The organism is Pantoea sp. X-Soil-TKNS-1207 (assembly GCF_059730485.1).
Genome location: NZ_AP035959.1, coordinates 285,493 through 299,585 on the forward strand (window position 1 = coordinate 285,493; position 14,093 = coordinate 299,585).

The 14,093-nt window shown below is 56.4% G+C and carries 16 protein-coding genes; 12 read left to right on the top strand and 4 right to left on the bottom strand.

Features of this window, described 5'->3' with window-relative positions; translation table 11 throughout:
* Positions 1–116 precede the first annotated feature (116 nt).
* A complete protein-coding gene (locus AC6I8V_RS21520; protein ID WP_497846506.1) occupies positions 117–734 on the top strand; it encodes a TetR/AcrR family transcriptional regulator in 618 nt (205 codons plus the stop codon).
* 19 nt (positions 735–753) lie between these two features.
* On the opposite strand, the gene dsdA is transcribed toward AC6I8V_RS21520, so the two are convergent.
* Positions 754–2,043, bottom strand: coding sequence for a D-serine ammonia-lyase (gene dsdA / locus AC6I8V_RS21525; protein WP_497846507.1), 1,290 nt, complete (start codon positions 2,041–2,043; stop codon positions 754–756).
* A gap of 228 nt (positions 2,044–2,271) precedes the next feature.
* On the opposite strand from dsdA, the gene dsdC reads away from it, so the two are divergent.
* Positions 2,272–3,195 carry a DNA-binding transcriptional regulator DsdC gene (gene dsdC, locus AC6I8V_RS21530; RefSeq protein ID WP_497846508.1) on the top strand — a complete coding sequence of 308 codons (924 nt, stop codon included), beginning with the start codon at positions 2,272–2,274 and terminating at the stop codon, positions 3,193–3,195.
* A gap of 3 nt (positions 3,196–3,198) precedes the next feature.
* Here the strand turns inward: dsdC and AC6I8V_RS21535 are convergent, their stop codons facing one another.
* A complete protein-coding gene (locus AC6I8V_RS21535) occupies positions 3,199–3,936 on the bottom strand; it encodes an SDR family oxidoreductase (RefSeq protein WP_497846509.1) in 738 nt (245 codons plus the stop codon).
* A 13-nt stretch (positions 3,937–3,949) separates the two neighbouring features.
* Positions 3,950–4,348: a (R)-mandelonitrile lyase gene (locus AC6I8V_RS21540; RefSeq protein ID WP_497846510.1), complete on the bottom strand. Its 399-nt coding sequence runs from the start codon at positions 4,346–4,348 to the stop codon at positions 3,950–3,952.
* A gap of 202 nt (positions 4,349–4,550) precedes the next feature.
* Here AC6I8V_RS21540 and AC6I8V_RS21545 point away from each other — a divergent pair, with 202 nt between their 5' ends.
* Both AC6I8V_RS21545 and AC6I8V_RS21550 read left to right on the top strand, forming a co-directional pair.
* Positions 4,551–5,444, top strand: coding sequence for a LysR family transcriptional regulator (locus AC6I8V_RS21545; RefSeq protein WP_497846511.1), 894 nt, complete (start codon positions 4,551–4,553; stop codon positions 5,442–5,444).
* A 68-nt stretch (positions 5,445–5,512) separates the two neighbouring features.
* The gene (locus AC6I8V_RS21550) at positions 5,513–5,794 is read left to right on the top strand and encodes a hypothetical protein (RefSeq protein WP_497846512.1); all 282 of its coding nucleotides are present in this window, start codon (positions 5,513–5,515) and stop codon (positions 5,792–5,794) included.
* A gap of 17 nt (positions 5,795–5,811) precedes the next feature.
* Here the strand turns inward: AC6I8V_RS21550 and AC6I8V_RS21555 are convergent, their stop codons facing one another.
* The gene (locus AC6I8V_RS21555; protein ID WP_497846513.1) at positions 5,812–6,207 is read right to left on the bottom strand and encodes a hypothetical protein; all 396 of its coding nucleotides are present in this window, start codon (positions 6,205–6,207) and stop codon (positions 5,812–5,814) included.
* 515 nt (positions 6,208–6,722) lie between these two features.
* Between AC6I8V_RS21555 and AC6I8V_RS21560 the strand changes: the two genes are divergently transcribed.
* Genes AC6I8V_RS21560 through AC6I8V_RS21595 form a run of 8 tightly spaced genes read left to right on the top strand, consistent with a single transcriptional unit; the run spans position 6,723 to position 14,084 of the window.
* On the top strand, positions 6,723–8,006 hold the full coding sequence (locus tag AC6I8V_RS21560) for an MFS transporter (RefSeq protein WP_497846514.1): 1,284 nt from the start codon (positions 6,723–6,725) through the stop codon (positions 8,004–8,006).
* Between the two features lie 13 nt (positions 8,007–8,019).
* Positions 8,020–8,865 carry an alpha/beta fold hydrolase gene (locus AC6I8V_RS21565; RefSeq protein WP_497846515.1) on the top strand — a complete coding sequence of 282 codons (846 nt, stop codon included), beginning with the start codon at positions 8,020–8,022 and terminating at the stop codon, positions 8,863–8,865.
* A gap of 32 nt (positions 8,866–8,897) precedes the next feature.
* A complete protein-coding gene (locus AC6I8V_RS21570) occupies positions 8,898–9,347 on the top strand; it encodes a Zn-ribbon domain-containing OB-fold protein (protein WP_497846516.1) in 450 nt (149 codons plus the stop codon).
* Positions 9,344–10,498, top strand: a complete 1,155-nt coding sequence (locus AC6I8V_RS21575; protein ID WP_497846517.1) for a thiolase family protein — start codon at positions 9,344–9,346, stop codon at positions 10,496–10,498. The genes AC6I8V_RS21570 and AC6I8V_RS21575 overlap by 4 nt, the downstream gene beginning before the upstream one ends.
* Positions 10,499–10,514: 16 nt before the next feature.
* Complete coding sequence (locus AC6I8V_RS21580) at positions 10,515–11,300, top strand: IclR family transcriptional regulator (protein ID WP_497846518.1); 786 nt, start codon at positions 10,515–10,517, stop codon at positions 11,298–11,300.
* Positions 11,297–12,523, top strand: a complete 1,227-nt coding sequence (locus tag AC6I8V_RS21585) for a CaiB/BaiF CoA transferase family protein (RefSeq protein ID WP_497846519.1) — start codon at positions 11,297–11,299, stop codon at positions 12,521–12,523. The genes AC6I8V_RS21580 and AC6I8V_RS21585 overlap by 4 nt, the downstream gene beginning before the upstream one ends.
* Positions 12,520–13,323 (top strand): alpha/beta fold hydrolase, encoded by an 804-nt coding sequence (locus AC6I8V_RS21590; RefSeq protein ID WP_497846520.1) that lies wholly within the window; start codon positions 12,520–12,522, stop codon positions 13,321–13,323. Before AC6I8V_RS21585 ends, AC6I8V_RS21590 begins: the two co-directional genes overlap by 4 nt.
* Entirely contained in the window at positions 13,320–14,084 is a 765-nt protein-coding gene (locus AC6I8V_RS21595) for an SDR family NAD(P)-dependent oxidoreductase (RefSeq protein WP_497846521.1), read from the top strand. The genes AC6I8V_RS21590 and AC6I8V_RS21595 overlap by 4 nt, the downstream gene beginning before the upstream one ends.
* Positions 14,085–14,093 lie beyond the last annotated feature (9 nt).

A 14,093-nucleotide genomic window follows, 5' to 3' on the forward strand; every position in this document is an offset into this window, starting at 1 on the left:
TTACCTGAGCGCAGCATTAATCGTTCAGTAACGACCTTTTATGACCCTGGTTCTGCTGGTGATTTTTTCTGGTAACGGGATAATTACCTGACAGGCAATTACCTAAGAAGGGCAGCATGGCAGGAAGACCGAGAGAGTTTGACCGCGAGGAAGCCTTAATCAAAGCGCGGGATCTGTTCTGGTGTCACGGGTTTGAAGGAACGTCGATGTCCGATCTGGTCGCGGTCCTGGGCATCGCTTCCGCGCGGATTTACAAAGCGTTTGGCTCAAAGGAACAGTTATTTCGCGAGGCGGTACAACACTACGCCGACCATGAAGGGGGATTTGCCGATCGCGCATTGCAGGAGGCTGACATCATGGTGGCCGTCAGGCGTATGCTGATGGATGCCGTCGCGCTCTACACCCGATCTGACCTGCCGTCAGGTTGCATGGTGGTCTCTTCCGTAATGGCGCTGGGCAGTGAAAACCACCTGTTGCAGCGCTGGATGGAAGAACAGCGCACGCTGCGTACGCAGATGATTGTCAGACGTTTTCAGGCCGCAGCGCAGGCGGGACAACTTTGCCGTGAGGCAGACCCGATTCTGCTGGGCAACTTTTTTGCCCTGGTGCTGCATGGCCTCTCCGTTCAGGCGCGGGATGGTGTGGCGAGGGAACGACTGGAGAACGTTGTTCTTTTTTCTCTTCAGCAGCTAAAGGTGAATGCTGAAGAGGGGGAAGCGTCCCGCAGGGTTTAACGGGACGGCTTTTCCCGCCTCAGCGCTTACCCTGAGCGAGGTAGCGCTGAATTTCGGCTGCGGGCACCATGCCGCCGCCGGTGGCCCAGACCAGGTGAGTGGCGTGCTGCATCATATCTGGCGTGATGTGGTGGCGAGCCTGATATGCCGGGCTGGCAGTAATCCGCTGAGGCCCGCTCATGCCCGCCAGGGCGGAAGGCTCCAGCTGAAGCCCCTCCGTCTCATCGAGCAGGGATAACATTGCATACATCGACGGGTCGCTGACCGTGTAGCATCCGTCGATAAGCTGTTCCATTGCCCGGCCGACAAACCCGGATGGGCGGCCCACCGCCAGCCCGTCAGCCGCCGTTTTATTATCAAGGCCGATCTCCTGAACCGAGATGGCATCATGCAGGCCAGTGCTCATTCCCAGCAGCATACAGGGAGAATGCGTTGGCTCGGCGAAGAAGCAGTGCACATGATCGCCAAAGGCCAGTTTCAGGCCAAACGCCACGCCGCCAGGCCCACCGCCGACGCCGCACGGCAGATAAACAAAAAGCGGATGCGAAGCGTCAACCGTGATGCCTTTTTCACGCAGTTGCCCGCGCAGACGCAGTCCGGCAACGGAATAACCGAGGAACAGCGTGCGGGAATTTTCGTCATCGATAAAGAAGCAGGCGGGATCCGATTCTGCCGCTTTACGCCCCTGCTCGACGGCAACGCCATAATCCTGCTGGTATTCAACCACCTCCGCCCCGTGCTGACGCAGCATGTCTTTTTTCCACTGGCGCGCATCCGCGGACATATGCACGGTGACGTGAAAACCGAGCCTCGCGCTGATAATCCCGATGGACAAGCCAAGATTGCCGGTAGAACCCACAGCGATTTTGTGCTGACTGAAAAAGCGGCGATGTGCGGGAGAGAGCAAAACGCGGTAATCATCCGTTGTGGCGATCAGCCCGGCATCCAGCGCCAGCTTTTCCGCATGGGTGAGTACCTCATAGATACCGCCGCGCGCTTTGATGGAGCCGGAGATAGGCAGGTGACTGTCTTTCTTGATCCAGAGTGTGCCGGCGATCGGCGCCGTTTGCTCCAGCCGCGCCTGCATCTGTGGCGCAGGCACCATATCTGACTCGATAATGCCGCCGCTCGACGCTGTGGCGGGAAACGCCACCGCCAGTAAGGGCGCAAAGCGGTGCAGCCTGGCTTCCGCATCTTCCGCATCCGCCAGCGTGAGGCCCACGCGCAGCAGTCCTTCGCTGGCGGTGCTGGTGTGTTCATTGAACCAGATCGTTTCACGCAGCGCCTTTAACTCATTCATAACGGTCATGCTGACGGGCCTTTTTTAATGTTGCGATTTACATTTTCGTTATTACATAACATCCCCTTCAGGCTGACAAACGATAGATTTTCAACTTCAGATGAACTCAATTAACACAAGGCGGGATTTAGTCGCGGTGAGCAGGAAAGGGATTGGCATGACCAGATGAAATATATACATTACAAGTCAATTGTTTAGATATTATGTCCGGCGTTTCTTTGCGAGAGGGTCCATTTCATGTCCGGAAAATTGGGTGAAATCAACGGCGGGCAGCTGGGACGTCTGTATACCTTTGCCGTGGCCGCCCGCTGTGCGTCATTTTCGGCGGCGGCAGCGGAACTGGCGCTAACCCCCAGCGCCGTCAGTCACCGTATCAGCCAGTTAGAAAGTGAACTCACTATTCGCCTGTTTAATCGTTCGCATCGCAAGGTTGAACTGACGGAGGAGGGGGAAAGAATATTTTCCGCGATGAGTACGTCGCTGGACTTTCTTAACCAGGAGATACAGAGCATCAAAAATCAGGGATGCAGCGGGCGGCTGACGGTTTATTGCCGCCCCTCTTTCGCTCACGCCTGGCTCGCGCCTGGCGTGGCATCATTTCTGGAAAAATACCCGCTGATCGACCTCGTCATTTACAGCGGCAATGAAAATATCGATCTGCACAAGCTGGGCGTTGATCTGTCGGTAAGTTTTGATGATGCCGGCGCGGGGCGTTTTCATCAGGAATATCTGATGGATGAATCTATCATCCCGGTATGCAGCCCGGCTTATGCCGAACGTCATCAGCTGCATGGACAACCTGAGCGGCTTGCGTCCTGTCGCTTGCTTCATGATCGACAGGCATGGAGCATGGATTCGGGGAACGACGAGTGGACACTGTGGGCGCGGCACTTTGCGGTGGATCTCCAGGCTGCCCGCAGCGCCGGGTTTGATCAGGCGGAACTGGCCGTCACCGCCGCGGTTAACCACGCCGGTGTGGCTATGGGCAGGAAAAAACTGGTGAGACGCAAAATTGAGAGCGGCGAGCTGGTGATGCCATTCCCCGGACAGGCGTTGCGGTGCAGCCAGCGATATTACATCAGCACACATGCCGACAGGCGATGGCCAAAGGTGGACGCCTTTATCAGCTGGCTACAGGAAAGGGCTGAGAGCGAAAACTAAAACTTACAGTTCCTGTCGCGTCGGACGGAAGAGAATTTCATTGATATCAACGTCGTCAGGCTGGCTGATGGCAAAGGCCACCACGCTGGCGAAGGACTCCGCAGAGATAGCGTATTCTTCATAGAACTGTTTGATACCCGTGGCGACATCAGCCTCGGTGATGCTATCCGCCAGTTCGCTCTGCACGGCGCCCGGTGAGACGATGGTAGTACGGATATTGTAAGGTTTGACCTCCTGACGCAGCCCTTCGGAAATCACCCTGACCGCCGTTTTGGTTGCCGCATAAACCGCGCTTCCTGGCCGCACTTTGTGACCGGCAACGGAAGAGGTGTTGATAATATGGCCACTCTGCTGCGCCTGCATCTGCGGCAACGCAGCGGCAATGCCGTACAGCACACCTTTCAGGTTCACATCGATCATTGCGTTCCAGTCATCGAACTTCCGGCGCTCCAGCAGGGAGTGCGGCATTAATCCGGCGTTATTGACCATCACATCAATGCGACCATGCAGCGATACCGCCTTATCAACCAGAGCCTGAACCTGCTCCGGTTGGGTGACATCAGTCTGGACTGCGGCCTCTTCACTTAATCCCAGCTGGTTAGCCAGTATTTTGAGGCGATCCAGGCGGCGTGCACCTAAAACCACGCTGGCGCCTTCGGCCACCAGACGCTTAGCCAGGGCTTCACCGAGGCCACTGCTGGCACCCGCGATCACCACCACTTTTCCTGCGATATTTTCCATCGTTGTCTGCCCCTTACTTTTTGTACTGTTGGTCGGTGACTTTTTCCATCCAGTCAACCGGGCTGCCGTTGAGTGATTCCGCGATGGCGATGTGAGTCATGGCATTGTCGGGCGTCGCGCCATGCCAGTGCTTCACACCTTCCGGGATAAAGATGATGTCGCCAGCATTCATCACCACGGTCTCTTCACCTTCGCACTGAATCCAGCCCTGCCCATGAGTGATAATCAGTGTTTGCCCGAGCGGATGCGTATGCCAGGCCGTACGGGCGCCGGGTTCAAAGGTGACAGTCGCGCCGCCAATACGTGCCGATTCGGTCCCACTAAAAGGGGCATCAATGCGCACAGCGCCGGTGAAGTATTCTGCGGGACCTTTGCGCGAGGGGACTGAGCCGTTAGCGATAATCTTTAACATGACGTATTCCTCTTTCTTGGGTTAGCGGGCTTACCTTAGCAAAGCCGGGTGTGCAGCATCAGATGCAATAATAAGAATGTGCCTATGAGTATAATTCATAAATTGCGTCGCCTGAGCTTTCTCCCGGCGCAGGCATCTCGATTTTTTTTGTGGAAATTTCACTTATATTCCAGTTAGTTGATGTTATGAAAAAGGTGGGGCTATGATCAGGGAAAATTTCAACGACCTGACTTATCTGGTGATGGTTGCTGAGGAAAAAAGCTTCACGCGTGCGGCGGCTAAATTGGGCGTTTCGCAGTCCGCGCTAAGCCATGCCATCCGGGGGCTGGAAGAGAGACTCAATACCCGCCTGTTAACCCGAACTACGCGTAGCGTGGCGCCGACAGAAGCCGGAGAGCAGTTAATACAAAGTGTCGCGCCGATGATCGCCGATATTGAAAAAGCCTTACTTCATCTGAATGAAAAACAGGGAAAACCGGCGGGGAATATACGTATTACGGCGAGTGAGCACGCCTTGTCTTCGACGCTCTGGCCATTGCTGAAACCTTTTTTGCAGCAATATCCCGAAGTGAAGCTTGAGCTATCCATTGACAATGCGTTGACGGATATTGTCAGCGGTCGTTTCGATGCGGGCGTCAGATTAGGGGAGCAGGTCGAAAAAGATATGGTAGCGGTAAGAATAGGCCCAGACTGGCGGATGGTGGTGGTGGCCAGCCCGGCCTATTTTCGCCACAAGGGCATTCCTGCAACGCCCTATGAACTCCAGCATCACAATTGCATCAATATGCGACTTCCCACGCTCGGGGGATTATATAGCTGGGAGTTCAGGAAAGATGGCAAAGAGATCCGGGTTAATGTTGAGGGGCAACTTATTTTTAATAATCTGAATTCACGGATTGATGCGGCGTTGTCCGGGATGGGGATCGCCTGTGTCCCGGAAGACTGTGCCGCGAAATTTATCAGCGAAGGGAGTTTGCAATCTGTGCTGGACGACTGGTGTGAGCCATTTACCGGATATTACCTTTATTATCCGAGCCGAAAACAGCATACCGTCGCTTTTGCTAAGTTGATTGAAGCAGTTAAATATAAAGCCTGAATAAGGGCAGGGAAGCGCCATTTCCCCGGCGTACCAGAGATTGATAAGCCGTCAGGCTTCAGACGTTATTGTTAGCTGAAAATTTCATTGTCGCGGTCTATGCTTTTACCTACCTGAAACCAACACATTCCATTTCCGGTATGAAAGAACAGAGATCACAACGGGCAGGGATGATCGGTTGCGCAATCGGAACGGCTGTCATCGAGTTGACAGCGAAAGGGCTTCCGATTAACCGGGACAATATTTTGTATGAACTTGAAAGAATTAGTTCGCTGAACCGCGATTTTCAAATGAAGGCGATTACCCGGGAAGCCGCCAATCTTATCCGCAGAGGCACCGCGAAGCCTTAAAACACGCCAGCGCTTTATTACCCAATCCAGCGAGCGGCGGCATTAGCCGTATCTGAAGGTGAGGTATTAAAGGCAATTGCGGTAGTACGAGCATCCTGATGTATCACATTGATCAGGCTCTCAAATAACAGCAGGCTGTTGGTTGGTATACGCAACCCGGCACCCACCACAACGCAGTCGTAATGTGAGCCATATAAAGCATGTTCCAGTTCTGCAATCGCACTCCCGTCGGGTTTGATCAGCAGCAGATCTGCTTCCCATCCGCGTTCGGTCATTAAGTTCATGCCCGCAGCAATACCCGCCTGAATCTGGCCCGCGTCCAGTCCCGGTGGCAGTGCCGGGTCGGAAAAATCGACGGTTTCAGGTTGTTGACCGAGAAATAATACTTTCTTCACCGCGTTTGTTGCGCTCATAACCTCTCCTCCAAAGCGATTGCGCCGGGTGCTGTCCGGGCTGAATTCAGGACTACTTCTCCGTGTTGTTCAGCCTAAATCATAGCTGAACGCAGCCATTGTTTAATAACGGCTGAGCGTTGCCGTCGAGGGTTATTTATAGATGGCATCTCTTTAATCGCCTTATTATTGCTGATTGTAACAAGTAAATATCACCGAAATTGAATGACTTCCCGTCAGAAATGGCTTTTCCGCTTCGGCTTCCCCGCTATTACTTTTCACAGGCTAAAAAAAACCTGGCAATCGGCTTTTCCTGTCCCTTTTGAGAAAGCGGGAAAAAGGGCGTTGTGTGACAGCGATCTTAATGATTCGTCTTTAATTCGTCGGTTATGAGAGATGGAGCAAGTTATTACCAACTCTGTCTTGATCAAAAAAAACAATGCGACATAAAGTTATCTCATAGAGCGGAATTAAATTCCACTCAGCGGAATCTAGTAATAATTAAAGCTATAAATAATATTAACTGGAGAGACAACATGTCGACAGACGCTGCACTTCCCATCGCAAAATCACGCTGGTATAGGGTGGGTATCCTGCTATTTCTCATCTACCTCGTTTGCTTTGCCGACCGCAGTAACATTGGGGTCGCCGCACCAGAAATGGTGAAAGAATTACAACTCAGTGGCACCGTGACGGGGCTGTTGCTCTCCGCATTTTTCTGGGGGTATGTGGTCACGCAGTTGCCGGGTGGCTGGATGGCAAGCCGCATCGGTGCCAAACGCGTCATCGTGGGCGCATTGATTGTCGTCGGTACCACCGGCTGTCTGACCGGATTCGTGCATGACATTGAACACCTGTTAGCGGTGCGATTTGTTATGGGGCTGGCGGAGGGCGTGGTCTGGCCTGCCTTTGCGGTGATGTTCGTCAACTGGTTCCCCGGCTCTGAACGTGGTCGCGCGGTAAGCCTGGCGCAATATGCCTTGCCGGTGTCGTCGGTGATTATGGCTCCGCTGGCGGGATGGATGATTCGTCAATTCAGCTGGCAACACATGTTTGTGATGCAGGCGTTACCGGCCTTCCTGCTGGCAGCGGTGTTCGCCTTTGTCGCCTCGGAAGATCCGGCCACGGACAAACGCATTTCTCAGCGCGAGCGCGACTATATTCTGGCAGGACGTGCCAGCGCCACCGTGGAAAATGGACGCTTTGCTGATGTGCTGCGTAACCCGCTGATCTGGGGCTTCTGCGCCACCTATTTCCTGTGGATCACCGGCATGTACGCTTTCAGCATGTGGGTGCCGACGGCCATTAAACAAATGGCCAATAGCGGCATCGAGACTGTCGGCTGGTTAACCGCTTTACCCTATTTATTTGCCACTCTGGGCATGTACCTCATCGCACGTCGTGCCGACCGTTCCACCTTCTCACGCGGCTGGTTTGTGGTTGGGGCATTGACGCTGGCGGGCAGCGCATTACTTCTCCAGCATTTCATTACCGGTTCAGTGGTCTTCAGCATGATTCTGCTGACGCTGACAGGCGTAGGTATCTACTCCGCGATGGGTGCCTGGTGGAGCTGGGCGCTGGCGAATGTGCCGCGCAACCAGGCTGGCCCTTCAATTGGATTAATCAACCTGTTTGGCAACTTCGGCGGCATCTGCGGCCCGTTACTGGTCGGCATAGCTTCACGCGGCGGTGCGGCGGCTGAAGGGTTCTACATGGTCGGAATTGCACTGCTGGTCGGGGCGTCCATCGCATTGCTTCTGACACTAAAGGTGCCGAGCCAGCTGCGCCAGAGCGATGCTGAACCCCGATTAACTCACTAATTAGGTTGATTTGATGAACGTGATGACAGCGCAGACTTTCCAAACCGCAGATGGCTGCAACCTGTATGTGCGCACTGGCCGTGGCCTTGCGCACGCCACTGCGGCCCATGCGCCAGCGCCGGTGTTAATGCTCCACTCGTTATTTTTTACTGGCGAGATGTTCGAAGATGTACGCGCCTTGTTGCCGGAAAGCGTGATGATGTTTGCACCGGATCATCGCGGGCAGGGCCAGAGTGATGTTCACGCTGGCGCACCAACGATAGCGCAGCTGGCGGAAGACATGATTGCCTTGATCGAAGGTTACATCGGTGAACCCGTTCACCTGGTCGGCAGTTCGATGGGCGGCTACGTTGCTATGCACATGGCGCAGTGTCGCCCGGATCTCATCAGAACGCTGACGCTTTCCTGCTGTACGGCACATGCCGAAAGACAACCGGAACGTTTCGCCGCGCTTGAAGCCAGTATCCGCGCACAGGGAACGGCGCCGTTGCTGGATGTGCTGATGGCAACCATGTTTGGCGAGACATTCGTTACGGCGGCAGGAAGTCGTTATCACTTCTGGCGCCAGCAGTTTGCCTCACGGGATAAGTCTGTCGCTGACGCCGTACATGAAGTGTTTGCCCGCGCAGACGTCAGCGCGGCTATCGCTGAACTCCCGCTGCCTCTGCTGCTGGTTAGCGGGCAACAGGATCGCGCGAAACGCCCTGAGGACATGGAATTTATTCATACCCGTAAACCGGGCAGTCGCCATCTGGTCATCGATGGGGCCGGGCATACGCCGCCGGTTGAAACACCCGACGTTTTTGCTCAGGCGCTGATCGAACTCTGGCAGCAGGCCGGTAAAAACAACCCGAATTAGCTTTTCCTTTTTCTCTCTGAACGGAGGTAATTGTGCAGACTGAACATTTTCAATCTGATGGTACCCGCTTCGGCGCGGATGTCATGCCCATTAAAGATATGCCGGAAGGAGGGGGCGACGCTGATTTTACCGTGATTAATGAGCAGGTTTTGCTGCGCGGCAGTCGCAGCCAGTCCAGCGGGGTTCGCTCATTTCCTTATCGCGAAGTGTGCCCGGAAACCGGCGTGCGCGATATGGAGCCAGTCACGATTGGCCCGGAAGGGAGACTTTACTCGTTTTCCACGGTGCACGTTTCTGCCACGCGTCCGGTGCCTTACACCGTGGGTTATGTAGATTTTCCGGATGGGGTCAGGGTATTAGCGCAGGTCAGAGCGAATGAGGCTGAACTTAAGACCTTAGCCTGTAACGCGCCAGTCGTGCTGCGCGCCGAGGGCGCAGAATGGTATGTCGCCCCATTGCCAGCACAGGGAGCAGATCAATGAGTGAAGCTTATGTTGTGAGTGCCGCGATGATTCCGATGGGTAAACACCGTGAATCAAGCTATTCCGGGCTGGCGATCCCGGCAGTGTTGAGTGTTATGCGTCAGGCCGGGATTTCTCCGCGGCAAATCGACGCGGTAGTGTGCGGCCACTCTTTTGGCGGGATGCTGACCGGTCAACGAATTGTGAAGGATCTTGGCATCGCTTCAGTGCCGGTGACCAACGTGGACAACGCCTGCTCCGGCGGCGCGACGGCCCTCCATCTGGCCTGCAAAGAGGTGCAAACCGGCGCCAAAGAGATCGTGCTGGTCATTGGCGTCGACAAACTGACCCAGTTTGGCGGCGGTACGCTGCCGCTGGTAACGGAAGATCCTGAAGTTAAGCAGGGCATGGTGATGCCAGCGCTCTATGCGATGCGCGCCCGTCGCTATCTTTATGAGCGCGATGAATCCGCGGAGTTGCTGGCGCAGGTGAGCGTCAAGTCACGCCGCCATGGCGCACGCAATCCCTATGCGCAATTTCAAAAAGAGGTTTCGGTAGAAGAGGTGCTGGCCTCACGCCCTATCGCCGATCCCCTTACGCTGCTGCAATGCTGCCCGACGGGCGATGGCGCTGCCGCTGTTTTAGTCGTTTCTGAGGCCGCGCGTAAACGCCTCGCGCGTCCCGCTATCCGTGTGAGCGCATCCATTCTGCACTCGGGAGAAATGACCACCGGTTTTCGCGACATGCTGCGGCCGGATATCACCTACAAATCCGCCAGTGATGCCTATGAAGCGGCGGGCATTGGCCCGAAAGATGTGGATGTGGTGGAGCTGCACGATGCCTTTACCATTGCAGAGCTGGTCTATTACGAAGCCTTAGGATTGTGCGAGCCAGGCCAGTCGGCAGCCTTCCTGCGTGACGGGCGCAGCACTTATGGGGGTGATGTGGTTGTCAATCCAAGCGGCGGTTTGCTGTCAAAAGGACACCCGGTGGGTGCCAGTGGTGTTGCGCAGGTGGTTGAAATGTATTGGCAACTGACGCAGCAGGCGGGCAACCGGCAGGTGGATAATGCGCGTATCGGTATGACGCATGTCACCGGCGGCGGCATCGCCGGGTTAGATCACGGCGCCTGCACCATCCACCTTTTTGAAACCGTTCGTTCATCAACCTGAGTGAGTTCAGTCATCCATGAATGACCAAACCAACAAAGAGGGCAGTACCGGCACGATCAGCAGAGCGTTACAGCTGCTGACCTTGCTGGCTGATGCGGGCGGTAATGTCACCGTCAAGCAGGTCGCCCAGGATCTGCAACTCGCTCCGTCAACAGCGCACCGTTTATTGCAGCTGTTGAAGAAAGAGGGGTTTGTCGAATCGCAAGGGGAAAGCCGCCAGTACACCATTGGTGCGCAGTTTTACCGGGTTGCGGCGTTGGTGGCGAATGCGGTGTCACCCAGTGAAATTGCCATGCCATTTATTAACGCGGTGGCAAATACCTTTGATGAGACCGTGCTGTTTGGCATTTACCTGCAATCGGAGCTGGCGCTCAGCTTTGCGGCACGCGCCGATGGCGAGCAGAAACTGCGTTATCAGATCGCGATGCATAAGCCGCTCTCTCTTGTGTGGGGCGCTTCAGGTAAAGCTATCCTGGCTTTTTTACCCGACGGGCTGGTCAGCGAGATCCTTGCCCATGAAGGGCCATCACCGGCGACAGACGCCTCACCGCCGTCTCTGCAATCGCTGCGCGCAGAGCTGGATCGGGTGCGTAGCCAGGGCTTTGCAGTCAGTGATGGCGAGAAATTACCCGATGCGCGTGGCATTGCCGCACCGGTTTTTGGTCCACGCGGTGTGATGGGGTGCATTTGTCTGACCTCACCTCGTTCCCGTACTCCGCATGCTGAAGTGGAACTGATTGGCCGCGAAGTGGCGGCACAGGCGCATCGGCTGTCTCAGGCATTAGGAGCCAAACGATCATGAATACAAAAACACACGCGCCGCTCAACGGCTATCGGGTTTTGGATCTCACCACTTTTTTGTCAGGACCTTTCTGCACCCAAACCCTGGCGGATCTGGGGGCCGAAGTGGTGAAGGTGGAATCACCGGATGGTGACTCCAGTCGCGCCATTCCTCCCCATTTTGTCGGCGACGACAGTGCTTATTACCTCAGCGTCAACCGCAACAAGCAGAGCCTGTGCATCGACATGAAAAACGCGGAAGGTCTGGCTCTGGTTAAGCAACTGATTGCCCGCGCGGATGTGGTGGTGGAAAACTTCCGTCCCGGCGTGGCTGCGCGCATTGGGCTGGATATCACCGCGCTGCGTGCGGCGTATCCCCGGCTGATCTGGGCTTCCATTAGTGGCTTCGGGCAACAAAGCCCGTGGTCGGACCGTCCTGCCTACGACATGATCGTACAGGCGTTATCCGGCGTGATGAGCCTGACCGGTGAACCCGAACGTCCAGCGGTGCGGCTCGGCATTCCGGCGGGCGATATTGTCGCGGGGATGTATGCCACGATCGGCATCAATGCCGCATTGAGCGATCGCGAACGCACCGGCGAAGGACGAGTGATTGATGTCTCGATGCTTGATTGCCAGCTGGCCATGCTCTCCTATCAAAGCGCCTATTCGCTGATTGCCGGGGTGACGCCGCAGCCGCAGGCCGCCCGCCATGACTCGATTCCAACCTATCGCTCATTTATTGCTGGCGATGGCCGCGAGCTGGTGGTGACTGCGAACACCGAACGCATGTGGCAGGGGCTGTGTGAGGGGCTGGGATTAACCGAACTGATTCAGGACAGTCGCTTCGCGAATGGACGCGCCCGTCTGCAACACAAAGAACAGCTGTGGGCGCTCCTTGAAGCGGGGTTTTTGCAGCGTAATGCCAGCGACTGGATCGAGCCGTTGACGCGGCTGGGCGTGCCCATTGCTCTGATCAAAACCGTCCCCGAGGCCTTACAGGATGCGCGTGAAGCGGGGCGCGGCATGATCGAATCCCTCGAGAACGACGCAGGCGACCGCATTGATGTGGTGGGCAATCCAATCAAGTTTGTCAGCCAGCACAAAGCGGATGCTTCAACCTATCCGCCGTCGCTGGGAGCCGATAACGAGGCGGTGCTGCGTCACTGGCTCGAGGCGGGTGCCAGTGAAATTCAGCACTGGCAGCAGAGTGGAGCCATTCGCCAGCAGGTCAAAGCGGAATGAACAGGGTTGATATCCCGGCTGAAAATCATGCCAGCGGGAGCGGGCGTGCGGGCACGGTTGTTGCGTTGCACTCGCTGGGCGTGGATCAGCGAAGTTTCGCCGCGTTCAAAGCCTGCTTACCCGCAGAGTGGCGCGTAGTGACCGTTGACCTTCCCGGTCATGGCGCGGCGGAGGTTGCTGCGCCGCAAAGCTGGGAGCAATGGGTTGATTCACTGCTCCGCAGGTTGCAGGCCGCCGATTTAGGCCGGTTTCATCTGCTGGGACACTCACTGGGCGGCGCGCTGGCGGCGGAAATTGCCGCCCGGATGCCTGGGCAGGTTCTGTCGCTCACCCTGATTGCCACACCGCCGCAAGGGGTGGCTGCATTTGCTGCGCGTGCAGATATGGCGCTCAGCGAGGGCATGGCGTCAGCGATTGACACGACGTTACAGCGTTGGTTCGGCGAGCAGATTGCGCCCGAACATGCCGCCGCCGGTGCCTATGCGCAACGCTGTTTGCAGCAGATGTCGCCGGAATCATTCGCGGCAAGCTGGCGTGCTTTCGCCCGCTTTCCCGGTTATGGCTCGCTCGCGCCACGGCTGCCGCGCACGTTATTGATCAGTGCCGGGCAGGATGCCTCGACGCCGCCAGCGCGCATGGCAGAAATTGCGCAAATGCTCGCGGCAGCGCCTGCGAGCGCCCGGCACAAAACCATTGCCGGTGCGGGTCATATGGTGGTGCTCACCCATGCCGCGGCGGTCGCTGAACTGGCGCTGGCGCACTGGCAACACACTTCACACTTGAGGGATGAACAGCAATGACAACTCATCAACAGACAACGCCAACATTGCAAGGGGCGATAGCGATTGTAACCGGCGGCGCCGCCGGCATCGGCCAGGCCGTGGTGCAGGTGCTGCTGGAGCGCGGTGCGCGGGTGGCTTCCCTCGATCTTACAGCCAATGGCGTACCCGAAGGGGCCACTGCGTTAGTGGCGGATCTGCGCGATCAGGCGGCGGTTAGCGACGCTATCAGCCACTTCGCGCAGCAATATGGACGCATTGATGTGCTGGTTAACAATGCCGGCATCAGTTTTGTTGGCGGTATTGAAGATGGCAGCGAAGAGGACTGGCACCGGGTTTACGACGTCAACGTGATGGGGCAAATGCGCGCCACCCGTGCCGCGCTGCCGTTTCTGCGGCGCTCGGCCCATCCCGCCATCGTCAATATGTCCTCCTGCACCGCGGTGAACGGTATTCCGCAACGCGCGCTTTATTCCGCCACCAAAGGGGCGATTCACGCCATGACGCTTTCCATGGCAACCGATTTGATTGCCGAAGGCATCCGCGTCAACGCCGTCAGCCCTGGCACAGTCGATACGCCATTTATGGAGGAACTGGCGGCGCGCTCGCCCGATCCACAGGCGAAACGCGCGCAGTTTGCCGCGCGGCAGCCCACCGGCCATATGGTTGCGCCGCGTGAAGTTGGCGAGGCGGTTGCCTACCTGGCTCACCCGGCAGCACGTTCAACAGTAGGAACCATCCTGCATCTGGATGGCGGAATGGGACCTTTACGTAAGGCCTGATCCGATAAA